Origin of the sequence: Prauserella marina, from assembly GCF_002240355.1 — a bacterium.
GTDB lineage: Bacteria > Actinomycetota > Actinomycetes > Mycobacteriales > Pseudonocardiaceae > Prauserella_A > Prauserella_A marina.
In genome coordinates, this window is record NZ_CP016353.1 from 5,092,915 (window position 1) to 5,117,389 (window position 24,475).

Here is a 24,475-nt window from a genome sequence, read left to right on the forward strand (position 1 = left end):
ACTGGCCGACTAGGCTCGTTCCCGTGGCTGTGACCGATCCTGTCGACGCTCGCCTGCTCTCCGTACTCGCGGAGCTCGGCAAGGCGGCGGTCCACGAGGTCGCCGCCAAGGTGGGCATGGACCCGAGGGACGTCGCCTACCGGCTGGTGAATCTCTCCGCGAACGGGCTGCCGTTGCTCGTCGGCGTCGAGAGCGATCCGAACGGGCTGCGCGCCGCGATCGCCGGCCCTCCGGCACAGCCCCAGCAGCCCCAGCAGGCTCAGCCGCAGCAGGGAGGACAGTTCCCCGTCCACGGCACGCCGAGCGGCGGCTACCCGGTCCACGGCGCCCCGAGCGGCGCCTATCCCGTGCACGGCGCTCCGAGCGGCGCCTATCCCGTGCACGGTGCTCCGAGCGGCGCCTATCCGGTGCACGGGGTGCCCAGTGGCGCCTATCCAGCACACGGGCTCCCCTCCGGTCAGTACCCGCCCCATCTCGGTCAACCCGCTCCGGGCCAGGCACAGCACCCCCAGCAACTCCGGCAGCCCTACCCCGGGCAGCAGCGGCCCCAGCAGGGCCAGTTCCCCAGTGGTCCGGGCAGGCAGGCACAGGCGGCACCAGCACAGGCGCCGCAACAACCACCCCGGCACCCGGCACCCGCACAGCAACCACCACCGCCGCTCGATCCGGTGATGACGACATGGGGTCCTCCGCAGAGCGCGCTGTGGGCGCGCGGCGATCAGCCGCCCGACACCGTGAGCGGCGGTGAGCCACCGGCGAGCCGAAAGGGCCGTGCGGGCGACGCGCTGGAGACGCAGGGCCTCGAAGGCGAGGAACTGACCATCCAGCTACTTGAGATCCAGGACCCCGCCGACTACCTGTTCGGCGCGGCGGGCTACCGGCTCGAAGACGGCGAACGGGCCATCGTCGTGCACACCGAGATCACCAACAGGGGCTCGACCCCGTTCGCCTCGCTGCCCGACAATTACCTCGAACTCATCACCGTCGACGGCGAAACCGTCGGCAAGGCGCCCGTGTCGCTGACCTCCCGCCCTCCCCACAAGATCGGGGTCAGGCCGAAGGAAACCACGGGTGGGCACACGGTGTACGTGCTGCCCGAGGCCACCCGGATCGCCTCGGTCCGCTGGAGTCCTCGCCCTGAGCCGGACGAACGATCGCTGTCGTGGTCGATCGAGGACTGAGAATCGGGCAGGTCAGGATTCGGCGCGCAGGGTTTCGAGCGCGGCGGCGAGGTCGGCGGGATAGTCGCTGGTGAACTCGACCATGCGGCCGTCGGCGGGATGCGCGAAGCCGAGTGTGCGAGCGTGCAGCCACTGCCTGGCCAGGCCCAGTCTGCGAGCGAGCGCGGGGTCGGCGCCGTAGGTCAGGTCACCGACACAGGGGTGCCGCAGCGCGGAGAAGTGGACCCTGATCTGGTGGGTCCGGCCGGTCTCCAGCTTGATGTCGACGAGGGAGGCCGCCCTGAACGCCTCGACGACCTCGTAATGCGTCACCGACGGCCTGCCGCCGGCGATGACCGCGAAGCGGTAGTCGTGGCGAGGATGCCGGTCGATCGGCGCGTCGATCGTGCCCTTGATGGGATCGGGGTGCCCTTGCACCAGCGCGTGGTAGCCCTTGTCGACGGTTCGTTCCTTGAAGGCCCGCTTGAGCACCGTGTAGGCGTGCTCGCTCTTGGCCACCACCATGACCCCGGTCGTGCCCGCGTCGAGCCGGTGCACGACGCCTTGCCGCTCGGCCGCGCCGGAAGTGGAGATCCGGTAGCCCATCGCGGCGAGCCCACCGACGACCGTCGGCCCCGACCAGCCCGGACTCGGGTGCACGGCCACGCCGACCGGTTTGTCGACCACCACGATGTCGTCATCGTCGTGGATCACGCGCAGCCCTTCTACCACCTCGGCGACGACCTCGATGGGAGCGTCCGGTTCGGGCAGCGTCACCTCAAGCAGGCCACCGGCGACCAGCCGGTCCGACTTGCCCGCCTGCTTGCCGTCGAGCAGCACGTCGCCGCTCGCGGCCAGCTCGGCGACGACCGTGCGGGACAATCCGAGCAGCTTCGCCAGCCCCGCGTCGACACGCATGCCGTCAAGCCCGTCCGGCACCGGCAGCATGCGCGCGCTCACGAGGACTCCCCTTCGGTTCGCCGCTTCGGTTCCACCGGTCCGGGTGCACTCTCGTCGTCAGCGGTCTGACCGTCCTTGCCTTCATTGGCTGGCCTACCGGGCTCGTCGTCGGCCACCTTCTCGGCTGCTTCGGCTTCGGCCTCGGCCGCTTCGGCGGCTTTCCTGCTCGCGTTCGTCGAGCCGTCGTAGTCCCTCCCGAGCAGGGAAAGCAGCACGATCAGCACCGCCCCGATGCTGATGGCCGAATCGGCGGCATTGAAAACGGGAAAGAAATCACCATTGGGCTGGAAAACGGAAATGTAATCAACGACGTGCCCGTGCAGGGCGCCGGGCGCGCGGAAGATCCGGTCGGTGAGGTTGCCGAGCGCCCCGGCGAGCACGAGGCCGAGACCGACGGCCCAGCCTGCCGACCGCAGTTTTCTGGAGAACCAGATGATCACGCCGACGACGATCATCGCGACGATCGCGAGTATCCAGGTACCGCCGAAGTCCATCCCGAACGCCGCGTAGGGATTGCGGACGAGCTGTAGGTAGACCGCGCCGCCCAGAATCCGGATCGGCGACTCGCCCTCCAGCGTCGCGGTGGCGATGATCTTGGAGGTCAGATCGATGGCGTATGCGAATATCGCGACGGCGAAAAGCAGGCCGATCCGCCGTTTCGGCAATCCGGGTTGCTTCGTCGCGCCGCCCGCCGAGGACCGCGGTTCCTGCTCCGTGCTCACGTACCCATTGTCCACGGCGGCGCCTCCCGCCCTCCACGCAGCACCAGTGCGGCGATCGCGCCGGCGAGCAGCACCCCCGCCGGAAACACGAAATGCTCCGGCTCGGCGATGTTCGCCGTGGCTCCCGACAGCAGGAACAACACCGTGAGCGACGCCAGCAACACGCTTCGATGCAACCACGCCAGCGTCAACAGGCCCGACGCGAGCACAAGCAGCATCGGACCGTCCTCGGTGTGCGGCGCGAGCACGGCCGTGGCGAGCACCGCCAGCAGCACACCACCGATCACCAGCACGACGCTCCGCCACACTCCGCGCAGGAAACAGGCACCTGCTCCCGCGCACCCGGCAAGCAACAACAACGGCAGGGCGAGCGCGGCCGCGAACGGGCTCTTGTCCAACGCCTCACCGAGCTCTCGCAACACGACATAGCCGAGCCCGATCTCGGCGGAACCGGCGAGCACGAGAACGGTGATCCGGCGCGAGCCCAGCGGCGTGCCCTCCCGCCTCGCCCTCGCCGCGTACCACGCGACGACGACGAGGAAGATACTGACCAAGCCCGCGATGACGATCCAGGTCCCCGCGAAAGGCGCCCCGGCATCGAAGCTCACCGCCCGCAGTTCCGCCCGCGCGACACCTCCGCCCGTCGCGGCGCGCGGTTCGAGCGCACCGCCCTCGGGAGCGTAGGCGAACCAGCCGAAGTCCCGCGTCGTCGTGCTCACCGTCGCGGCGAGACCGAGCAGGACGAACCCCAGTAGCGCGAGAGGAAACCAGAAATCGTAACGGTCGGCGCGCATGGCCGTCAGTCTCCCAATTCGCCCTTCCATCTCGCGAGCGGCCCCGCCCTGTCCACGGCACGCAACCGCCGTTCGGCTTTGGCCTGCGACCTCTGGGTCGCGACGACGAGAAGCTGATCCTTCTCCTGCAAGCGCGTCGATTCCAGTGGGGTGAACCCGGCGCCGTCGCGAACGACGAGACTCACCGCCGCGCCGGAGGGCAACCGCAACTCCGCGAGGTACACGCCGTGCAAGCGGGACCCGCTGCCGATCGTGACCTGCAACAGCACGGCGCCGAGTTCGTCGAGTGGCGCGGCGTCCACCTCGATCTCCTTCGGCTGCCCCGCTTCGCTCAACCGCAACACCTTCGCGAGCGGGCCGAGCAACGCGGCCTGAACCACGGTGAACACGATGACGAGTACGAAAACCGTGTCGAGGAGCAGCGAAGCGCCCTCGACCCCGGCCGCGAGCGGAATCGTGGCGAGCACGATCGGCATGGCACCCCGCAGCCCGGCCAAGGAAAGGAAAATCTGTTCCCGCCACGGAACCCGGAACGGCACCGTGCACAGGAACACGGCAAGCGGCCGGGCGACGAGCAACACGACGGCGCCCGCGACAAGCCCCGGAACCAGGGCAGGAAGCAACCGCTCCGGCGAGGCGAACATGCCGAGCAACACGAAAAGCCCGATCTGGGAGATCCAGCCGAGCCCTTCCGCGAAGGACAACGTGTCCGAGCGGTGCGGAAGCCGCGAGTTTCCCAGCACGAGCGCCGCCGTGTACGTCGCCAGCAAGCCGGAGGCGATCGCGAATTGCGCCGTGGAATAGGCGGCCAGGCACACCGCGACCGTCGCGAGCGGATAGAGCCCTGTCGCCGGCAGTGCGGCGCGGCGAAGCGCCTCCGCCCCGGCGAAACCGAGCAGGAGACCGATGAGCGCGCCTGCGACCAGCTCGTAGGCGACGAAGAACGGAACGGACCAGTCCATCGTCGTCCCGCTGACGATCAGCACCACGGCGATGTAGGTCGGCGCGTCGTTGAGCCCCGACTCCAGTTCGAGCATGCCGCGCAACCGTTTGCTGATCCCGCTTCCGCGCAACACCGAGAACACGGCGGCCGCGTCGGTCGAGGCGAGCACGGCACCCCACAACAACGCGACGCGCCATTCGAGACCGAGCAACCAGTGCAGCGCGAAACCCGTGACGGCGACCGTGACCCCGACGGCTACTGTGGACAGTGCGATTCCCGGACCGATTCCGGGCCGGACATCGGCCCACCTCGTGGTGAGTCCGCCCTCGGTGAGAATCACCACGAGCGCGGCAAGGCCGAGACTCTGGGTCAGTTCGGCGTTCTCGAACTGGACGGCGAAACCCGTCTCGCCGATCAGTACCCCGATGCCGAGGTAGAGCAGCAGTGAGGGAAGACCGAGCCTGCTGGATACCCTGACCGCGAGCGCGGCGGCGAGCAACACGACGGCAGCGATGCCGAGCACGATCGGCAACGACTCCATGCCGCCTCCGCTCAACGGCCACTCACTCGCGCTGTCGTGGGTTTTCCACAATAGATCGCAGCAGTGCGGTCAACCGTCGCGAACCGTCGGGCGGCGGGTCCCGCAATTCGACGACCTTATCGCGAGAACGCTGTCCCCTGACCACGACGACATCGCGAGCGCGCACCCCGAACGCGGCGGCGAGCGCCTTGCACAGCGCTTCATTGGCCTTGCCGTCGACGGCGGGCGCCGGCACGGCGACGATCAGCGCGTCGCCGAGGGAACCGGACCACTGGCCCCCCACCGCTTCCCGCTTCGCGCCCGGCTTGACCCTCACCGCGAACCGCAACCCAGCCATGCGGCAACGGTAAACCGCGAGGATCCCGAGGAGAAACCGAGGGTTTGTGATCCACTGTGGACGCCGGGACTCAGCCGAGCCGGTAACCCATTCCGCGCACGGTCACGATGAGGTCCGAACCGAGTTTGCGGCGCAACGTCCGCACGTAGACGTCGACGACGTTGGAACCGGGGTCGAAGTCGTAGCCCCACACGTGGGAAAGAATCTGCTCGCGGGCGAGGACCTGTCCAGGGTGCCTGAGGAACAGTTCGAGCAGCGCGAATTCCCTCGCGGTCAGATCGACCACCCCATCGGGTGTTTCCGCCCTGCGGGTGCGCAGATCCAGCGACAGCGGCCCGTTGCGCAGCACGGTCACCTCAGGGGTCCGGTCGGCAGGCCGCAACCGCAACCGCACCCTCGCCAGCAGTTCCTCGAACCGGAACGGTTTCGTCATGTAGTCGTCGGCCCCGCCTTCGAGCCCCGCGACCGTGTCGTGCACGGAGTCCCGCGCCGTCAGGATGATCACCGGCGTGGTGACTCTCGCCTTGCGCATCGCCTGCAACACGGCGAAACCGTCGCGTTTGGGAAGCCCCAGATCGAGCACGACCAGATCGAACTGCCCCGCGACGGCCTCGGCGAGCGCGGCGTCGCCGTCGGAGACGACCTGGGTGACGAAACCGTTGGCACGCAGTCCTTTTTCCACGAACGACGCGATCCGCTGTTCGTCCTCCGCGATCAGAATGCGGCTCACCGCTGCGGCCCCCTCGCTGGTAGTTCGATGCCGAAGGTCGAGCCCTTGCCCTGCTCCGAGAGGAGCCTGACCGAACCGTGATGCGCTTCGGCGATGGCTTTGACGATGGCGAGGCCGAGACCCGCGCCCGCGCCGTTACGGCTCGGCGACTCGCCACGCACGAACCGGTTGAAGATCAGCGGCTGTTCGGCCGGGGGGATTCCTGGTCCGGTGTCGGTCACCCAGAACGACACGGTCGAACCGTAGACCGAAGAGCCGACGGAGATCGTGTCGCCTTCGGCGGTGTGCTGGACGGCGTTCTGCGCGAGCTGCAACACCGCCTGGGTCACCCGTTGCTCGTCGAGCCACAGGTCCCCCTCTCCGATCGACTCCAGCACCCAGTTCCGGGACGCGATGGCCCTTGTCTTGGCATCGATGTCGCTGGTCAGCTCGGGAATCGAGGTCAGGCCGGGCCGCAGGAAGTCCGGCTGCTCCGCCTTCGCGAGCAACAGCAGGTCGTCCACGATCCTCGCCATGCGGTCCAATTCGTCGGTGCACAGCCGCACCACCTCGGCGCGCTCGGCCGGATCGTCACCCATCACCTCAAGGTGCCCCCTGATGATCGTGATGGGCGTCCGCAGCTCGTGACCGGCGTCGTCGAGGAACTGCCTCCTCGTCGCGAAGGCACTCTCCAGCCGGTCGAGCATGGCGTTGAACTGCATCGCCAGCGCCGCGATGTCGTCTCTGCCGTCGACGGGGATCCGGTGCGTGAGGTCGTTCTCGGTGAGCGCGGCAGCCGCCCTGCGCACCGTGTTGACGGGGGCGAGGATCTGCCCCGCGACCACCCACGAGACCCCGGCGGCGAGCACGAGCGCGATACCGCTGATGATCACGAGTGTGCGTACCGTCGCGTTCGCGTCGGCCCTGACGGTTTCGAGGAAGTAGCCCGCGACGAACCAGGCGTTCTCCTGGTTCGATCCCTGCGCGGGCAGCACGTCGACCCGCAGCCAGCGCAGCTCCCCCGCCGGGGTCGTCACGGTACCCGTGTTGTCCGGCTGATCGACGATCCGCCGCAGCAAGGCGTCGTCCAGGCTGCCGCGCGGCAGCGAGTCGTCGCCCTGCGCGAGCGTGTCCAGCGTCCGGTTCTGCCGCTCGGTCACCCCGAGCATCAGCTCGCCGCCATCGGTGTACTGGGTGGCGAGATGCCGCTCGAACAGCTCACGCGGATCGGTCACCGGCTGGCTGGTCACCGGGTCGAGGCCGAGGCTGGCGAATCGCCGGAACTCCTCGGCGTCCTGGCTGAGCCCGCTGTTGATCCTGCCGTCGATCGCCCGGTACTCGAAGTTGGCCACGAGCAGCACCACGGTCGCCAGCCCCGAGGTCATGACGAGCAGCAGCCAGCCCATGATCCGTACCCTGGCCGGCACCCTGGTGCCTCGGCCCTTCTTCGGGCCGCCTTTCCGCGCGCGATCAGTCATCGAAGACGTCGTCGTCGAAGAGGTCGTCATCGTCATCGTCGTCGTCATCATCGTCGACGGGCGGTGGCGGTGGGAGCTGCGAACGGCTGGGCGGGTCCGCCGAGGGCGACTGCGTGCCCGGCTGCGGGGCGGGCGACGGCGTCAGGGTCGCCGATTCGCCGATCCGGACGAGAGGCGGCACCTGCGGCGGGCGTGGATCGGCCAGCAGCAGGGTCGCCACGATGGCGGCGATCGGCAGGGCGAGCACCGCGACCAACGCGAAAATCCGCGGTGTGCGACTCATAGGACAACCATGCCAAACGCGGCCGAAGCCTGGATGAGCCCAAGATGAAAGAAAACTCATCTTGGGCCCATCCGGTCACGTCAGGTACCCGCGGCCACCGCGACGGTGACCGAGACGGTGACACCGTCGCCGACGGTGCCTGCGAAACCGTTCTCCGCCACGTCGTAGCTCACCGACGTGGCAAGTGTCTCCGCGGCGAGGAACTTCTCGTGCACCCGCGCCGCCGCCACGACCGCCTCCGGCGCGTCGACGGTGAGCGCGATCCGGTCGGCGACGTCCAGCCGGGCCTCACGCCTTGCCTGCTGAACGACCCTGACGAGGTCGCGGACGACACCTTCGGCCGCGAGTTCGTCCGTGACCTCGGTGTCGAGCAGCACGAGCCCCGAACCGGCCGGCAGTTCCGCCGCCGCGCCGGAGTCCTTGGCGACCAGCTTGCGCTCGTACTCGGCGTCGAGCAGTTCGATGCCGGCCGCCACGACCGCGCCCTCCGGCGACACGCTCCACTCGCCCGCCTTGACGGCCTTGATGACCCGCTGCACGTCCTTGCCGAGCCGGGGGCCTGCCGCGCGCGCGTTGACGACGACCTCGAAACCACCGTGTGCGGCGACGTCGGTGGTCAGCTCGACCGACTTGACGTTGACCTCGTCGCGGATGATGTCGGCGAACGGCCGCAGCTTCTCCGCGTCGGCAGCCGCAACGAGCAGTGTCGCCAGAGGAAGCCGCACCCGCAGCTTGTTCGCCTTCCGCAGGGCCAGCGCCGACGAGCACACCTGGCGAACCCTGTCCATGACGGTCACGAGCGCGGCGTCGGCAGGAAGCTCGTCGACGAGCGGCCAGTCGGCGAGATGAACAGAGCGCCCGCCCGTCAGGCCACGCCACACCGCCTCCGTCGTCAGCGGAAGCAACGGGGCGCTCACCCTGCACACCACCTCAAGGACCGTGTGCAGAGTGTCGATCGCGTCCCGCTCACCCGCCCAGAACCGGTCCCGCGACCTGCGCACGTACCAGTTGGTCAGTACTTCGAGATAGTCCCTGACGGTGGCACACGCGCCCGCGACGTCGTAGTTGTCGAGCGCGTAGCCGACGTCGGTGACCAGCTCGTGCGTCTTGGCGAGCACGTAGCGGTCGAGTACGTGCTCCGAGTCCGTCCTGACCCTGCCCTCGACCCGCTCCGCTCCCGCGTAAAGGGCGAGGAAGTAGTACGAGTTCCACAGCGGGAGCACCGCCTGTCGCACCGCGTCCCTGATGCCCCGTTCCGTGACGACGAGGTTTCCGCCGCGCAGGATCGGGCTCGCCATGAGATACCACCGCATGGCGTCGGAGCCGTCCCTGTCGAACACCTCGGTGACGTCCGGGTAGTTGCGCAGCGACTTCGACATCTTCTGCCCGTCGGAGCCCAGCACGATCCCGTGCGAGACGCAGGTCCGGAACGATGGCCGGTCGAACAACGCGGTCGCCAGCACGTGCAGGGTGTAGAACCAGCCCCTCGTCTGCCCGATGTACTCGACGATGAAGTCGCCGGGGTAGTGGTGCTCGAACCATTCGGCGTTCTCGAACGGATAGTGCACCTGGGCATACGGCATGGATCCCGAGTCGAACCACACGTCGAGCACCTCGGGCACCCTGCGCATCGTGGACGCGCCCGTCGGGTCGTCGGGGTTCGGCCTGGTCAATTCGTCCACGAAGGGCCGGTGCAGGTCCGTCGGCCGTACCCCGAAGTCACGCTCAAGGTCGTCGAGCGAGCCGTAGACGTCGGTGCGCGGGTAGGCGGGGTCGTCCGACTGCCACACCGGGATCGGCGAGCCCCAGTAGCGGTTGCGCGAGATCGACCAGTCCCTCGCGTTCTCCAGCCACTTGCCGAACTGCCCGTCCTTGATGTGCTCCGGGTACCAGGTGATCTGCTGGTTCAGCTCGACCATGCGGTCCTTGAACTCGGTGACCGCGACGAACCACGAGGACACCGCGCGGTAGATGAGCGGGTTCCTGCACCGCCAGCAATGCGGGTAGGAGTGCTCGTAGGTCTCGTGCCGCAGCAGGATCGCGCCCTGGCTGCCCGCCGATCCCGTGCCGTTCTTGAGGTCCCTGATGATGTTCGGGTTGGCATCGAAGACGTTCTGGCCCTCGTAGTCGGGAACCTGCGCGTCGAAGCGTCCCTTCGCGTCCACGGGGGTCACCGGTGCGATCCCCGCCGCGTCGGTGACGACCTTGTCCTCCTCACCGTAGGCGGGGGCGATGTGCACGATGCCCGTACCGTCGTCGGTGGTCACATAGTCGGCGGCGAGCACCTGATGGGCGTTGTCGCGACCGACGAAGTACGGGAACGGCGGCGCGTAGCGGGTGCCGAGCAAGCCGCTGCCCTTGTAGCGGCTTGCGACGACCGGCTCCTCGCCGAGTTCCTTCGCGTAGGCGGCCAGCCGCGCCTCGGCGAGCACGAACCGGTTGCCGCTCGATTCGACGACCACGTAGTCGACGTCGGGATGCACGGCCGTGGCCATGTTCGACGGCACCGTCCACGGCGTGGTTGTCCAGATGAGCAGGTAGGCACCGTCGAGATCGGAATCGTTGCCCTCGACGCGGTAGCCGATCGTGACGGCGGGGTCCTGCCTGCTCTGGTAGACGTCGTCGTCCATCCGCAGTTCGTGATTGGACAACGGCGTCTCGTCCCGCCAGCAGTAGGGCAGCACCCGGTAGCCCTCGTAGACGAGTCCCTTGTCCCACAACTGCTTGAACGCCCAGATCACCGACTCCATGTAGGTGACGTCGAGCGTCTTGTAGTCGTTGTCGAAGTCGACCCAGCGAGCCTGCCGGGTCACGTACTCCTGCCATTCCTTGGTGTAGCGCAGCACCGAGTCCCTGCATGCCTCGTTGAACGCGGCGATGCCCATCTCGTCGATCTGGGACTTGTCCGTGATGCCGAGCTGCCGCTCCGCCTCCAGCTCGGCAGGCAAGCCGTGGGTGTCCCAGCCGAACCGCCGCTCGACGCGCTTGCCGCGCATGGTCTGGTAGCGCGGGACGATGTCCTTGACGTAACCGGTCAGCAGGTGGCCGTAGTGCGGAAGGCCGTTGGCGAAGGGCGGCCCGTCGTAGAAGACGTACTCGTTGTCGCCGTCCTTGCCCGCTTCCCGCGCCTCGACCGTCGCGATGAAGGTGCGGTCGGCCTCCCAGTAGGCCAGGACGTCCTTTTCCAGCTCGGGGAAAGACGGCTGGGAGGGAACCTGATCGGCGGGCTGCCCGCCGAAGGAAGCCTTGGGGTACATCCGGGTGCGCTCCTCGCGGTGTTCGTGCTCTCGTACGGGCTCTGCGAGCCCACACGGGGACGAGACGGCGCCCTTCGACGCCCGTTCCGCGGTACCACCCCGTTTGCCGGCAGCCGGTGCCGGCCTCTCGTTTCGACGGCTGTGACGGGCCGCTGCCGTCCGGTTCTACTGAGGCCTTCGCCCGTTCTTCCGGAAGCTCCCCGGTGATGGCCGGATCCACGCTTGTGCACTCAGATTAGCCGGTCGCGGCAACCGAGTTCGCGAGGCCCCGCGCACGTCACCGCTTTCTCGTGCGCTTGCCGCCCTTGAGCTCCCCCGCGATCCTCGCGTCCGGACCACACCTGGCACACGGCGTGAATCCGAGCTCGCGGGCTTCCTTGATCGCGATCGGGATCGTGTCCCTCGACTCAAGCCACGCGCAGTGGCCGAGGTGATAACGCGGGTACTCGTCGACGACGAGTACCTCGGTGTCGAGTTCGCTGATCGCCAGCAGGTCCGCCGCGTCGGTCTGTTCCTCCGCCGGATCCCCCGTCGGGGTCTTCAGGCTCCCCGACGCCGCGAGCAGCGCGGTCTGCTGGCCGGGGTCGGCCCCCGCCGTGCCGATGATCACCGTGTCCCCCGGCTCGGCGGCCTCGGTGCTGTCGGTCTCCTTGGTGCTCTGACTGTGGTCGGGGTTCTCAGCGTCCGTGCTGTCTTCGGCTTCCTCGGCGTCCGCGCCGTCTTCGCCGAGTTCGGAGCCTTCGGTCTCCGTGGCGTCGTCCGCGCCGCCGCTCTCAGAGCGCCCTGCCTTCTCCCCGCCTTCACCGCCGACCGCCGTCCTCGACGATCGTCTGCGCAACCAGTCGGCCACCAGCAGCACCCCGGCGAGAACCGAGAGGCCGATCGAGATCCATGCCCACAGCGAGTTGGCGGTGATGAGTGCCGCGACCACCAGTCCGAGGGCAGCGAGCACCAGGATGAGGACGATGTAGAGCACGGTGAATTACAACACGTCGCCGACGACGAAAAGGTCCCGGCCCTCCTGCGCGGAGAGCCGGGACCTTTCCTACGTCACCTGTGAGTGCGTTGCTCAGCCTGCCTCGGCACGGGGACCGAACGAGTAGCCCTGCGTGTTGCCACCGGCGTTCGCGCCGCCTGCGGCGTTCTGAGCCGAACCCGAAGCAGCCGGAGAGGCGGAAGCGGGTGCGGCGGAACCACGATCGTCGAGCTCACGAAGCTGGGACTCAAGGAAGCCACGCAGCCTCGTGCGGTATTCGCGCTCGATGGTCCGCAGTTCCTCGATCTTCTTGTTCAACGAACTCTTCTCGGAGTTCAGGCTGTTCATGGTCTCGGTGTACTTGCGCTGCGCCTCGCGATCCATGGTGGTCGCCTTGTCACGCGCCTGACGCTCAAGGGTCTCCGCCCTTGTCCTCGCGTCGTTCAGCATGGTCTCGGCACGAGTACGCGCCTCGTTGACCATCGAGTCGGCCTTCGACCTCGCGTCGGAGAGCAACTGCTCCGACTTGGCCCTCGCCTCCGCGAGCATGCCGTCCGACTCCGTCTTGGCCTCGGCGGTGAGCCGGTCGGCCATCTCTTGCGCGAGACCGAGAACCTTCGCGGCCTGCACGTTGGGTTCACCGTTGTCGCCCATGAACCCATGGGCCTGGGTCTGCTCCATCGACGAAGGGGGTGGCACAGGGGCCAGCCTGCGGGACGGGGTCTCGTCTCGCGGCGGTGCCTGCTGCGGGGCGCCCGCTCCGGCCTTCGCGGACTCCAACTCGCTACGGGTCGATTCCAACTCCGCATCGAGTTGTTCGACCTGCTGCCGCAGCTCGTTATTGTCCTCAATCAGCCGGGCAAGCTCGGTCTCCACCAAGTCGAGGAACGCATCAACCTCGTCCTCGTTGTAGCCCCGTTTGCCGATTGGAGGCTTGCTGAACGCGACGTTATGCACGTCAGCAGGGGTCAACGACATCAGATCACCTCACGCACTCCATGGCCTGCCGGACACACCCAGGTTCCCCGTCACCCGGGATACGCCAGTTGCATCAGTATGAACACAACCAACAGCAGCACCATAATCGATAAGTCCAGCCCCACGCCGCCGATCCGCACTATCGGAATAATCCGGCGGACGAGTCGAACCGGTGGGTCCGTCACTGTGTAGATGGTCTCGAGCGTGACCGCAACCCCTCCCGCGGGACGCCAGTCACGGGCGAACGCTCGAACCAACTCCACCACGATACGTGCCGTGAGCAGGAGCCAAAAGACGAAGAGAAGCCAATAAAGGATCAACCGGACCGCGTCCACAGCACCACTCTGCCACACCGTCGCCCTCGGCCTAGCGGCGGAGGAACAACCCGTCTTCGGCGATGCGGCGGCGGTCTTCGGCTGTCACGTCCACATCCGGCGGTGAGAGCAAGAACACCTTGTTGGTGACCTTGTCCATCGAGCCGCGCAGCGCGAACGCGAGCCCGGCCGCGAAATCGACAACGCGCTTGGCGTCGGCGTTTTCCATCTCTGTGAGATTGATGATCACCGGCGCACCGTCCCGGTACGCTTCGCCAACCTTACGTGCCTCTACGTAGTTGGTCGGATGCAGGGTGATGATCTTGCTGAGTGGATCCCGCACCGTTGCGCGAACGGGTTCCTGCGCGGGCTGTAGCCTCGCGATCGGGTCCGGCTGTCGATCCATTGCGAGCGCTCCGCGAACTGGGGGTTCGTTGACGGCGACGGGGCTACGTCCACTCCGGCCGCGCACCGGCGCCTCGACCTCGTCGAACTCGTCCATCACGTGATACCGGGGCCGGGCACGCCGGGCCTGGGACTCTTTGTACTGTGGCTCTTCGTCATATCCACCGCGGCCGTCACGACCGTCGCGAACGTCGTACTCGTCGTCGGAGTAGCCGCCGCGCCGGTAGTCGTCGTCGAAGTCGTAGTCGTCTTCGGCCGGCACCATTCCGAAGTAGGCCTTCAGCTTCTGAAGCGCGCTCATGCCGTTCCTCCGCCCTCCACGGTCGTCACCGTCGTCACCACCCAGCCACCCAGCCACACCCCTGACGCTGAGTCACACGCACGAACGCCGCTGTGGGTGAAACTTCTCTAAAACGAGGCTAGACCGCGACCGCCTAACAGCGCTGTTCCGACACGCACACACGTCGAGCCGTGCGCCACCGCTTGTTCAAGATCACCGCTCATACCAGCGGAAAGCCGATCGGCTTCCGGATAATCCGCGCGCAGTCGCTCGGCGGCGACGGCAAGCCGTTCGAAGGCACGGCCAGGATCCACGCCGAGCGGGGCGACCGCCATCAACCCCCGCAAGTGGAGCAAGCCACCCATTTGGGTGATGATTTCCGCGAGTGCGGGCAGGTCACCGACCGGGCAACCGCCGCGCCCGGGGTCGGCGTCAAGGCTCACCTGCACGAGCACATCGAGCGGGCGTTCGCGGTCCCCCACATCGAGGGCCGAGCGCGTCGCCGTGGCCAGCGCCGTGGCGAGCCGTTCCGAGTCAACCGACTGGACCTCGTCCGCCCAGCGCGCGACGGACCGGGCCTTGTTGCGCTGCAACCTGCCGACCATGTGCCAGCGGAGAGCACGAGCGCGATCGGCGGAAAGCAATCCGGCGACCTCACGGGTCTTGCTCGCCGCCTCCTGGTCCTTGTTCTCAGCGAGATCGGTCATCCCGAGCTCGGCGAGCAACGCGGCGTCGCTCGCAGGGAAGGTCTTGGTCACGGCGAGCAGCCGCACTTCGTCCCGAGCACGCCCGGCAGCGGCGCACGCGGCGGCGACGCGGGCCTCGACGTGGGCGAGGGCTTCGGCGAGTTCGGCTCGGCGGTCCACGGTCACTCCTCGATCCAGGTGATCGCGGCGATCCGGCCGGTCGGCGCCTGCCTGCGGTGGCTGAACAAGGTGGTGTCCTCGACGGTGCAGCGCGGGTCGACACCGATCTTGCCGACACCGTAGTCGGCGAGCTGTCCCCACAGTCCCGCCTTGAGATCGAGCGCCGAGGTGCCGGTGCGGCTGTCGCACGCACTGCCGGGGAGGTGTTTTTCCACGTCGGCGGCCATCTCGGGGGGAACCTCGTAGCACTGGCCGCACACGGCCGGCCCCAGCAGCGCCTCCATCCGCCCCGGCTCGGCGCCGAGCGACACCATCGCCTTCAGCGCGGAAGGGATGACACCGGCCCTTGCCCCGACTCTCCCCGCGTGCACGGCTGCGACGACACCGGCCTCGGGGTCGCCGAGCAGGACCGGGACACAGTCGGCGACCAGCGCGATCACCGCGAGTCCCCTCCGCGCGGTGACCAGGGCGTCGGTCGCCTCGGCCTGCCCGGGTTCCGTGCCGTCGACGATGGTCGCCGTGCGGCCGTGAATCTGTTCCATCCACGCCAGCCGGTCCGGCCGCAAGCCGAGCTCGGTCGCGAGCCGGTCGCGGTTGGCGGCCACCGCCTTCGGATCGTCGCCGACATGCCCGCCGAGGTTGAACGAATCGAACGGCGGCTTCGACGCTCCGCCAGCCCTTGTGGTGACGACCCGACGGATGCGCAAGGCAGCAATCCCTTCACTCACAAAAAACCTGCCGCCAGCCTAATCGGCCGGCGGCAGGGTACTGATCACGTCTGGTTCAGCGACGCATGAAAGGCGGAACGTCCACGTCGTCGTCCGAGGGGTCGTCGGTCACCGGAAGCGCCCTGCCGCCAGGCAGGCTGCCCTGGGTCCTCGGCCCTGCCGTCGGCGGCGGGTATCCCCTGCCGCCTCCCGTACCGGCCTGCGGAGGCAGCGAACTCGACGAAGTCGTCCCGCCAGGCGCGGGCGGCTGCTGCCGCTGGATCGGGCCGGTCTGCGGACCGCCGTCACCTGGGGAGGAACCTTGCGCCGCTCCGGAACCGTTGCCGCCGACCTGACCGGCCTCTGCGCTGGCCGTCGACGCGCGTGAGCTGAAGGTTCCCGGATCAAGCTTCTTGTGGGTCGGCGCGCCCGCGTCGAACCCCGCCGCGATCACCGTGACCCTCACCTCGTCGCCGAGCGAGTCGTCGATGATCGTGCCGAAGATGATGTTGGCCTCGGGGTGCGCCGATTCCTGCACGAGCGACGCCGCCTCGTTGATCTCGAAGAGACCGAGGTCGGAGCCGCCCGCGATGGACAGCAACGCGCCGTGCGCGCCGTCCATCGAAGCCTCAAGCAACGGCGAGTTGATGGCCTTTTCCGCCGCCTGCACGGCGCGGCCCTCACCCCGCGCGGAGCCGATGCCCATCAGCGCGCTGCCCGCACCGGACATCACGCTCTTGACGTCGGCAAAGTCGAGGTTGATGAGACCGGGCGTCGTGATGAGGTCGGTGATGCCCTGGACACCCGAGAGCAGCACCTCGTCAGCCGAACGGAACGCGTCCATGAGCGAGACACCGATGTCGCCGAGCTGGAGCAGCCGATCGTTCGGGATGACGATCAGGGTGTCGCACTCGTTGCGCAGCGACTGGATGCCTTCCTCGGCCTGCCGTCCCCTTCGCTTGCCCTCGAACGAGAACGGGCGGGTGACGACACCGATCGTCAGCGCGCCCAGTTTGCGGGCGATCTGGGCGACGACGGGTGCACCACCCGTTCCGGTGCCACCACCCTCGCCGGCGGTCACGAACACCATGTCGGCGCCCTTGAGGACCTCTTCGATCTCTTCACGGTGGTCCTCGGCGGCCTTCTGCCCGACCTCGGGCGCGGCGCCAGCGCCGAGTCCCCTCGTCAGCTCACGGCCGATGTCGAGTTTGACGTCGGCGTCGGACATCAGCAGCGCTTGCGCGTCGGTGTTCACCGCGATGAACTCGACGCCTTTAAGGCCGACCTCGATCATCCGGTTCACGGCGTTCACGCCGCCGCCGCCGATACCGACGACCTTGATCACCGCGAGGTAATTGTGCGGGGGCGTCATCGGATTCGCCTTCCTGATCGTGGTGCTGTTCTTGCCTCCTGTTGGCTGCCGACCGTGCGGATCATGTGACCACCCCGGAAACCCTCAACCTCAACTTGAGGCTTAGAGTTATGTCAACTACCAACTTCTGTTGCAGGACGGTAGGCATCGACAGGGCGTGAATCCAGCAGCCACGCCGTGTGTCGCGGACGTCATTCCCCACAACGTGACCTTTTCGCACCCGGAGCCGCGCGGAAACGGGTCTGCCTTGACCCAGCGGTGAAACCCGGCCCGTCAGGCGGCCATGCCGTCCGATCGTCGCTTGTGGACTCACGGCGACCGTCCCCCGCTACTCGCCGACGACGCCGTCGATCAGCTCTCGCAACAAATCGAGATGCCCCGCGTGCCTTCCGGTCTCCTCGATCATGTGCACGAGCACGAACCGGGGATTGATGACACTGCCGTCCCTGAACGGCAATTGCCGGTCGAGATCGAGCTGCGCCGCGATCTTCCTGCTGACCCCGCACTGCCGTTCGTAGCCGGCGAGCAGCCGTTCGATCGGCATTTCCTGCGCCGCCCTGAACTCCGCGTCCCTGTCCAGCGCGAGCGCGTCCTTCCACGGATCCGGCCGTCCGTCGAGCACGACACAAAACCAGTACTGCTCGACGTAGATGAGGTGCCCGAGGACACCGGCGATGGTGGTGAGCCTGCTCGGCACGAGCTGTTGGTGCGCCTGCTCATCCGTCAGCCCGCTGCACTTCCACACGACCGCGGACCGCAGGAAGTCGAGAAACCCGTCAAGCTGCTCGCGTTCGGCACCGGCCAGCGGAGGCTCGGGGCGATGGACGGGAGGCGGGGGAGGACTGGAAGGCGCGCTCACCGGTCCAGTTTCACAGTCCACGCCATGCCGGGATCAGCCGGGGGGCCACCGGCTGGGGATGTCCGCTCGCCCGCTCGTCCCACCGTGCCCGGCCACCGTCACGCGACGAAAATAGCGACCCAGCCTACGAAATCGTCGGCAGTTCGGGACTCGACACGTCGTAGGTCTTGCCGTCCTGGGTCAGCAACGCGGCGAGCACCTTGGCCTTGCGGTCGTTCTGGTCGGCATCCCCCCAGCGCACCACCTTGCCGTCGGCGAGGGTGAATTCGATGTCGCCAGGCGTCGTCGCGCCGATGACGGTGACGTTTTCCCTGAGCTGAGGCGGAAGCCGGGTGAGCACCGTGGTGACCGCGCGGGTCGCGGGATCACCCGGCGCGACCTCGGCCAGCTTCAGCTCGGGAAAACCCTCCGGCTGATCGGGGATCTCCTTGTAGGCAACCCCGCCCTCGTCGACGAAGTACAGCGCGCTTCCCGTGTTGTAGAAACCGATGGGCTCGCGCTCGGTCACCGCGATCTCGATCGTCGACGGCCACGACCTCGACACGTCGACCGTCGCGATTCCGGGCAACGTCGCCACCCTTTCGGCGATCGCTCCGGTGTCCACTCGCAACATCGCCCTGCGATCGGGAACCTCCGCGACATCGCGGATCTGCGCCTCCGGCACGTTGCGCGCGCCGAGCACGTCGACCGACCGCACCCCGAGCAACGACGTGAAGAGCATGACGTAGGCGAGTGCGACAACGGTGATCACCGTCAGGATGGCCACCCAGCGCCGCCGCAACGCTTTTCGCCGCGTGAGGCCGGTTCCGGTACGGGCCCGCGCCGCCGCATTGCGCCTTCCACGACGGTTCGGGCGGGCGCGATCCTCGTCGGCGCCACGAGAAGTGGGCCTCCGCCGCCGCTCGCGCTCCCTCGTCGTGGTCATCGGCCGCGCCTAACCGCCGCGCCGGTCGAGTTCGCTGAGGATCTCGGCACCGAGCTGGGTGACGTCGCCCGCGCCCATGGTCACCAGCACGTCGCCCGGCTTCACCACGTCGGCCGCGAGACCTGCCGCGCGGTCGAACGCGGGCTCGTAGTGCACGGTCGTCCCGGTGATCCGGTTCGCGATCAGCTCGCCGGTGACACCCGGCCTCGGCTCCTCCCTCGCGCCGTAGACGTCGAGCACGATCACCTCGTCGGCGAGCCCGAGCGCCTTCGCGAACTCCGAGGCAAACGCCTCCGTGCGCGAATAGAGGTGCGGCTGGAACACGACGACGACCCTGCCCGCGCCGGCCGCGTGCCGTACCGCCCTCAACTGCGCGTCGACCTCGGTGGGGTGGTGGGCGTAGTCGTCGTAGACCCGGACGTCGCCTGCCCTGCCCTTGAACTCGAACCTGCGACGGACACCGCCGAACGCGGCAAGTCCCTCGACGAGTCCGCCGAGTGGAGCGCCGAGCTCCAGCCCGGCGAGCAACGCGGCCACGGCGTTGAAGGCCATGTGCTCGCCCGCGACGGCGACCCGCACGTCGAACTCGTCACCGTCGAGCGAGATCCGCACGGTTCCGCCGTCGCCTTCCGGGGTGTACCCGAGCACAGTAGCGTCACCGGCGTGCTCGCCCGCGGTTCTTCCGTACCGCCGCACTCGCACGCCGCGTGCCTCAGCCCTCGCGGCAAGGTCGGCAGCGGGAGCGTCGTCCTGGCACACCACGAGAACGCCGCCGTCGTCGATCCGGCCGACGAACTCCTCGAACACCGCGACGTACGCCTCGGCGGTGCCGTGATGGTCGAGGTGGTCGGGTTCGACGTTGGTGACGACGGCTACCGACGGCGAATAAGTGAGGAAGGAACCGTCACTCTCGTCGGCCTCCGCGACGAAAAGCCCGCCTTCCCCGTGGTGGGCGTTGGCTCCCGACTCGTTGAGGTCACCGCCGATCGCGAACGAGGGATCGAGGTGACAGTGTTGCAGGGCGACGGTGAGCATCGACGTCGTCGAGGTCTTCCCGTGAGTGCCCGCGATGCAGGCGACCCTGTGCCCCCGCATCAGCGCGGCAAGCGCTTCCGCGCGATGCAGCACCGGAATTCCTCGTTCGCGAGCGGCCGCGAATTCCGGGTTGCTTTCCTTGATCGCGGTCGAAACGACGACGGCGCTCGGCCGCTCGCCCGACGCGTCGAGGTTTTCGGCCCGCTGCCCGATCTCGATCCTGGCGCCCTGCGCGCGCAGGGTGAGAAAAGCACGCGAGTCCTTCGCGTCCGAGCCGGACACCTCGGCACCCCTCGCGAGCAGAATCCTGGCGATGCCGCTCATTCCGGCACCACCGATGCCGATCAGGTGCGCCCTGCTCAGTATCTCGGGAAGATCCACGCCGTGCGCTCCAGTCGTGTTGCCTGTCATCGGTCCAGCGCCCCCAGCACCATTCCGGCGAGCACCTCGTCGGCCTTGCCGTGGCCGAGTCCCACCGCCGCCGCGCTCATCTTCGCCAGCCGCTCCCGGTCGGTCACGAGCGGGACCACCTCGTCGGCGACCTTGCGCTGAGTCAGTTCGGCGTCGGGAACCAGCAGCGCGGCACCGGCCGCGACGGCGGGTTCCGCGTTGAGCGCCTGTTCTCCGTTGCCGTGGGGCAACGGGACGAACACGGCGGGAAGCCCGACGGCGGAGACCTCGGCGACCGTCATCGCGCCCGACCTGCACAACACGAGGTCGGCGGCGGCGTAGGCGAGATCCATCCGGTCGAGGTAGGGGACGGGAACGTAGGCGGGCCTGCCCGGGTACTCCCTGACCACGACCGAGTTCTTCGGCCCGTGCGCGTGCAGCACGCCGACGCCCGCCTTCGCGAAGTCCTCGGCCGCGCCGGACACCGCCGTGTTGAGCGACCTCGCCCCCTGCGAGCCGCCGAAAACCAGCAAGGTCGGCGCGTCGGGGTCGAGCTGGAAGTACTCCCTCGCCTCCGCGCGCAGCGCGGCCCTGTCCAGCGACGTGATCGAGTGCCGGAGCGGGATGCCGACCACCTCGGCGCGAGACAACGGGGTGCCCTTCATGCCGACGGCGACCCGCTTCGCGAACCTCGCGCCGATCTTGTTCGCCAGCCCGGGATGCTTGTTCGCCTCGTGCACGACGATCGGAACCCTGCCCCTCGCGGCGAGGTAGGCGGGAAGGGCGACATAACCGCCGAAGCCGACGACGACGTCGGCGCCGACCTCGTCGAGCACCTTCCTGGTCTTCCTCACCGAATCGCGCACCTTCAGCGGCAACCGCAGCAACTCCGCTGACGGTTTGCGGGGAAGCGGCACCGGCGGAACCAGTTCGAGCTGATATCCCCTCGCCGGCACGAGCTGGTTCTCCAGCCCGCGCTCCGTGCCGAGCGCGACGACCCTCGCGTCAGGCCGCAACCTCATCACGGCGTCGGCCAGCGCCATGGCGGGCTCGATGTGCCCTGCCGTGCCACCACCCGCGACCACGACGGTGGGCGCCTTCGTCGCGGGTTCTGCTCCCCCTTGCCGCGACACCGCGTCGGCGGTGTTGCCGGTGTCGCCGTGGGGGCCTGAGTTCGTCACGTGTGTCCATCTCCGCTGTCCGAGCGCGCCGCTGGTTTCCCGATGCCGAGGCTTCCGGCCCCACGCCACCCTGGTGTGGCGACGACCGTTCGCGACAGCCTCGTCATCGTCGTCCTCTTCGCGCTGAGGTTCCTCGTGTCGTCGCCCGCGTGGCCGATCCGCCACGTGGTGTCGACCTCCGACCGTACTCCGGCGACGACCGTCGCCGGTCGGGTGCCGAGGCCGATCTCGCCGTGCGCGAGGCGGGTCTGCCGCCCTTCGACTGCCCGCCCCTGCCCGTGTTCCGCCGCTTGGCTGGCGGCCGGTACGGCTCGGGAGCGGGAAGCCTCATCAGGCGGCCGAATTTACCGGGTCCCTGTGTGCGCAGCGCAGCGACCGCTTCCGGTTCGTGCCTGGCGCAGTTGGCCAATATGCCGAACAACAGCATCGTGATGAACAGCGAGGTGCCGCCGTAGGAGATCATCGGCAGCGTCACGCCCGTGACGGGCAGCAGCCCGACCACGTAGCCGATGTTGATGGCCGCCTGCGACACGATCCAGACGGTGAGCGTGCCGGAGACGATGCGGATCCACGGGTCGAGGTTGCGCATGGCGATCCGGAGCCCCACGAAGGCGAGCAGACCGAAAAGGCTGATCACGACGAGACAGCCGACGAAGCCGAGTTCCTCGCCGATCAGCGCGAAGATGAAGTCGTGCTGCACGTTGGGCAGGTACATCCACTTCGACTGGCCCTGGCCGAGCCCCTTGCCGAACAACCCACCGTCGGCCAGCGCGTACAGCGCCTGATTGGCCTGCATGCCCTTGCCGAGCGGATCGTCCTGCGGGTTGAGAAAGCTCATGACCCTGTCCAGGCGGTACTCGGCGACGAGCGCGAGCACGACCGCGCCCGCGACACCGCCCGCGAGGATCACCCCGAACAGCCGTTTGGGCGCACCCGCGAACCACAGCAGCGCGATGAGAATGACGCCGAGCGGGATCGTGCCGCCGAGGTCGGGCTGTGCCATCACCAGCGCGAACATGAGCAGCGCGGCCGGAACGAGCGGGACGAGCAGATGCCGCCACTGGTGCAGCAGGTCGTATTTGACGACGAGAATGTGCGCGCCCCACAGCGCGAGCGCGACCTTGGCGATCTCGACCGGCTGGAGCGAAAGCGGCCCGAGCACGAACCAGCCCTGCGAACCGTTGATGTTGCTGCCCAGCGGTGTCAGCACCAGCGCGAGCAGCCCGAGGCTCACCACCATCGCCGTCGGGGAAAGCCTGCGGATGCGTTGCAGCGGCACCCGAACCCCGATCCAGAACACGATGATCCCCAGCGTGAAGAACATCAGGTGCTTCTGGAACAGCGCGTAGACGCTGGAACCGGTCTCGGGGCTGTAGGAGGCGACGGAGGAAGCGGAAAGCACCATCACGATGCCGATGACGCCGAGCGTTCCGCAGATCGCCATGATCAGGTGGAAGTCGGCGAGTGGCCGGGAAAGCCACGCGGTCAGCGCCGTGCGGACGGCCGCGAAACCACGTTCGGCCTTCGCCTTTCCCCGGCGTGAACCGCGACGCCGGGTGTTCTCCTTGTCGCCAGCCTCGTCAACCACCGTCACCGAGGCGTCCCCGTCCCCGCGACGGCGGCGGCTTGTCCCGCAGCTCCCCGACCGCCGCCGCGAACGCGTCCCCGCGCGCGGCGTAGTCGCGGAACATGTCCAGCGAGGCCGCGGCAGGGGCGAGCAGCACGACGGAACCCGGGCCCGCGAGGGCACCGGCCGCACGCACCGCAGCAGTCATGGGCTCATCGTCACCCGGGAGAAGCCGCTTGACAGGGACATCCGGCGCGTGTCGCGCAACAGCGGCACCGATCACCTCGGCGTCGGCGCCGAGCAGCACCACTCCGCGCAGCCGGTGCGCGACACTCTCGACCAGCTCGTCCACCGAGGCGCCCTTGAGCTGGCCGCCCGCGATCCACACGACGTCGGGGTGGGCGAGCAGCGAACTGGCAGCCGCGTGCGGGTTGGTCGCCTTCGAGTCGTTGATGTAACGGACGCCGTCGATCTCGCCGACCTCGACCGCGCGGTGTGCTCCTGGCCGGAACGCTCGAAGACCCTTCGACACGGCGTCGGCAGGTATGCCGTGTGCGCGGGCGAGCGCGGCCGCAGCCAGCGCGTTCGCCACGTTGTGCGGTCCGCCTGGCCGCACGTCGGCCACGACGGCGAGCTCGTCGGCCGTCGTGACCGGATCGGCCGTGAACGCCCTGTCGACGAGCAGATCCTCGACCACACCGAGCTCACCGGCGCGCGGACTGTCCAGGCCGATCCCGACCCTGTTCGCGCCTGCCGCCGCGTACCTGTCGGCCAGCAGCGTGGACCACTCGTCGGCGACGTTGTGCACGACGGTGCCCGACCGCTGGTGGATCTTCCCCTTGGCCGCCGCGTACTCGGCGAGCGAGCCGTGCCAGTCGATGTGGTCCTCGGCGACGTTGAGCACGACGGAGGCTTGTGGCGCGAGGGTGCTCGACCAGTGGAGCTGGAAACTGGACAGCTCCACTGCCAGCACCTCGTGCCCGCCCAGCACGGCGTCGAGCACGGCGAATCCCACGTTTCCGCAGGCCAGCGCGTCGATACCGGCGGATCGCAGTATCGAATCCAGCATGCCGACCGTTGTCGTCTTGCCGTTGGTGCCGGTCACGGCGAGCCACACGGGCGGGTTTTCCAGCGTGCTACCGACGCGCCAGGCGAGCTCGACGTCGCCGATGACCTCGATACCCGCGTTCGCCGCGCCGACGAGCAGCGGTGCGGAAGGCCGCCAGCCGGGGCTGGTGACCACCAGCGACGTGCCGTCGGGCGGTTCGGTGAGTCCCTGCCGCAGCTCGGCGCCGAGCCCTTCCAGTTCGGCGAGGCGCTCCGCGTTGCCATCGGCGACCGTGACGTGCGCGCCCATCCCGGTCAGTGCCTTCGTCACCGACTTGCCGGTGACCCCGGCGCCCGCGACGAGCACCCGTCGTCCGGCGACGTCCATG

At 68.4% G+C, this 24,475-nt stretch carries 23 protein-coding genes; 1 reads left to right on the forward strand and 22 read right to left on the reverse strand.

Annotated features, from left to right (window positions below):
* Positions 1 to 23: 23 nt before the first annotated feature.
* Positions 24 to 1,181 (forward strand): AsnC family protein, encoded by a 1,158-nt coding sequence (locus tag BAY61_RS23360; protein ID WP_091807793.1) that lies wholly within the window; start codon positions 24 to 26, stop codon positions 1,179 to 1,181.
* 12 nt (positions 1,182 to 1,193) lie between these two features.
* On the opposite strand, the gene BAY61_RS23365 is transcribed toward BAY61_RS23360, so the two are convergent.
* The 22 genes from BAY61_RS23365 to murD all read right to left on the reverse strand — a co-directional run bounded on the left by BAY61_RS23365 (position 1,194) and on the right by murD (position 24,474).
* On the reverse strand, positions 1,194 to 2,120 hold the full coding sequence (locus BAY61_RS23365) for an RluA family pseudouridine synthase (RefSeq protein ID WP_091807795.1): 927 nt from the start codon (positions 2,118 to 2,120) through the stop codon (positions 1,194 to 1,196).
* Positions 2,117 to 2,842: a signal peptidase II gene (gene lspA, locus BAY61_RS23370; protein ID WP_091807797.1), complete on the reverse strand. Its 726-nt coding sequence runs from the start codon at positions 2,840 to 2,842 to the stop codon at positions 2,117 to 2,119. The genes BAY61_RS23365 and lspA overlap by 4 nt, the downstream gene beginning before the upstream one ends.
* Positions 2,839 to 3,636: a hypothetical protein gene (locus BAY61_RS23375; protein WP_091807798.1), complete on the reverse strand. Its 798-nt coding sequence runs from the start codon at positions 3,634 to 3,636 to the stop codon at positions 2,839 to 2,841. The genes lspA and BAY61_RS23375 overlap by 4 nt, the downstream gene beginning before the upstream one ends.
* 5 nt (positions 3,637 to 3,641) lie before the next feature.
* A complete protein-coding gene (locus BAY61_RS23380) occupies positions 3,642 to 5,120 on the reverse strand; it encodes a potassium/proton antiporter (protein WP_091807800.1) in 1,479 nt (492 codons plus the stop codon).
* A gap of 22 nt (positions 5,121 to 5,142) precedes the next feature.
* The gene (locus BAY61_RS23385) at positions 5,143 to 5,457 is read right to left on the reverse strand and encodes a DUF167 domain-containing protein (protein WP_420848839.1); all 315 of its coding nucleotides are present in this window, start codon (positions 5,455 to 5,457) and stop codon (positions 5,143 to 5,145) included.
* Positions 5,458 to 5,527: 70 nt separating this feature from the next.
* Positions 5,528 to 6,187 (reverse strand): response regulator transcription factor, encoded by a 660-nt coding sequence (locus BAY61_RS23390; RefSeq protein WP_091807802.1) that lies wholly within the window; start codon positions 6,185 to 6,187, stop codon positions 5,528 to 5,530.
* On the reverse strand, positions 6,184 to 7,644 hold the full coding sequence (locus tag BAY61_RS23395; protein ID WP_211323611.1) for a sensor histidine kinase: 1,461 nt from the start codon (positions 7,642 to 7,644) through the stop codon (positions 6,184 to 6,186). The genes BAY61_RS23390 and BAY61_RS23395 overlap by 4 nt, the downstream gene beginning before the upstream one ends.
* A complete protein-coding gene (locus BAY61_RS23400; protein ID WP_091807806.1) occupies positions 7,637 to 7,927 on the reverse strand; it encodes a hypothetical protein in 291 nt (96 codons plus the stop codon). The genes BAY61_RS23395 and BAY61_RS23400 overlap by 8 nt, the downstream gene beginning before the upstream one ends.
* An 80-nt stretch (positions 7,928 to 8,007) precedes the next feature.
* A complete protein-coding gene (gene ileS / locus BAY61_RS23405; protein WP_091807808.1) occupies positions 8,008 to 11,184 on the reverse strand; it encodes an isoleucine--tRNA ligase in 3,177 nt (1,058 codons plus the stop codon).
* A 277-nt stretch (positions 11,185 to 11,461) separates the two neighbouring features.
* On the reverse strand, positions 11,462 to 12,160 hold the full coding sequence (locus BAY61_RS23410) for an ICP22 family protein (protein ID WP_091807810.1): 699 nt from the start codon (positions 12,158 to 12,160) through the stop codon (positions 11,462 to 11,464).
* Between the two features lie 93 nt (positions 12,161 to 12,253).
* A complete protein-coding gene (gene wag31 / locus BAY61_RS23415) occupies positions 12,254 to 13,138 on the reverse strand; it encodes a DivIVA-like cell division protein Wag31 (RefSeq protein WP_091807812.1) in 885 nt (294 codons plus the stop codon).
* 50 nt (positions 13,139 to 13,188) lie between these two features.
* Positions 13,189 to 13,473, reverse strand: a complete 285-nt coding sequence (locus tag BAY61_RS23420; RefSeq protein WP_091807813.1) for a YggT family protein — start codon at positions 13,471 to 13,473, stop codon at positions 13,189 to 13,191.
* 31 nt (positions 13,474 to 13,504) lie between these two features.
* Positions 13,505 to 14,158, reverse strand: a complete 654-nt coding sequence (locus tag BAY61_RS23425; protein WP_091807815.1) for a cell division protein SepF — start codon at positions 14,156 to 14,158, stop codon at positions 13,505 to 13,507.
* A gap of 107 nt (positions 14,159 to 14,265) precedes the next feature.
* Positions 14,266 to 15,003: a YggS family pyridoxal phosphate-dependent enzyme gene (locus tag BAY61_RS23430; RefSeq protein WP_420848840.1), complete on the reverse strand. Its 738-nt coding sequence runs from the start codon at positions 15,001 to 15,003 to the stop codon at positions 14,266 to 14,268.
* 2 nt (positions 15,004 to 15,005) lie between these two features.
* Positions 15,006 to 15,710, reverse strand: coding sequence for a peptidoglycan editing factor PgeF (gene pgeF, locus BAY61_RS23435; RefSeq protein WP_091807819.1), 705 nt, complete (start codon positions 15,708 to 15,710; stop codon positions 15,006 to 15,008).
* 76 nt (positions 15,711 to 15,786) lie between these two features.
* Positions 15,787 to 17,082 carry a cell division protein FtsZ gene (ftsZ, locus tag BAY61_RS23440; RefSeq protein WP_091807821.1) on the reverse strand — a complete coding sequence of 432 codons (1,296 nt, stop codon included), beginning with the start codon at positions 17,080 to 17,082 and terminating at the stop codon, positions 15,787 to 15,789.
* A gap of 328 nt (positions 17,083 to 17,410) precedes the next feature.
* On the reverse strand, positions 17,411 to 17,941 hold the full coding sequence (locus BAY61_RS23445; RefSeq protein WP_245865367.1) for a DinB family protein: 531 nt from the start codon (positions 17,939 to 17,941) through the stop codon (positions 17,411 to 17,413).
* Positions 17,942 to 18,065: 124 nt separating this feature from the next.
* On the reverse strand, positions 18,066 to 18,866 hold the full coding sequence (locus BAY61_RS23450) for a cell division protein FtsQ/DivIB (protein WP_091807823.1): 801 nt from the start codon (positions 18,864 to 18,866) through the stop codon (positions 18,066 to 18,068).
* A 9-nt stretch (positions 18,867 to 18,875) separates the two neighbouring features.
* Entirely contained in the window at positions 18,876 to 20,312 is a 1,437-nt protein-coding gene (murC, locus tag BAY61_RS23455) for a UDP-N-acetylmuramate--L-alanine ligase (RefSeq protein ID WP_091807825.1), read from the reverse strand.
* The gene (gene murG, locus BAY61_RS23460) at positions 20,309 to 21,424 is read right to left on the reverse strand and encodes an undecaprenyldiphospho-muramoylpentapeptide beta-N-acetylglucosaminyltransferase (protein WP_091807987.1); all 1,116 of its coding nucleotides are present in this window, start codon (positions 21,422 to 21,424) and stop codon (positions 20,309 to 20,311) included. The genes murC and murG overlap by 4 nt, the downstream gene beginning before the upstream one ends.
* Before the next feature lie 151 nt (positions 21,425 to 21,575).
* Positions 21,576 to 23,066 (reverse strand): putative lipid II flippase FtsW, encoded by a 1,491-nt coding sequence (gene ftsW, locus BAY61_RS23465; RefSeq protein WP_420848841.1) that lies wholly within the window; start codon positions 23,064 to 23,066, stop codon positions 21,576 to 21,578.
* Positions 23,053 to 24,474, reverse strand: a complete 1,422-nt coding sequence (murD, locus tag BAY61_RS23470; protein WP_091807827.1) for a UDP-N-acetylmuramoyl-L-alanine--D-glutamate ligase — start codon at positions 24,472 to 24,474, stop codon at positions 23,053 to 23,055. Before murD ends, ftsW begins: the two co-directional genes overlap by 14 nt.
* Position 24,475 lies beyond the last annotated feature (1 nt).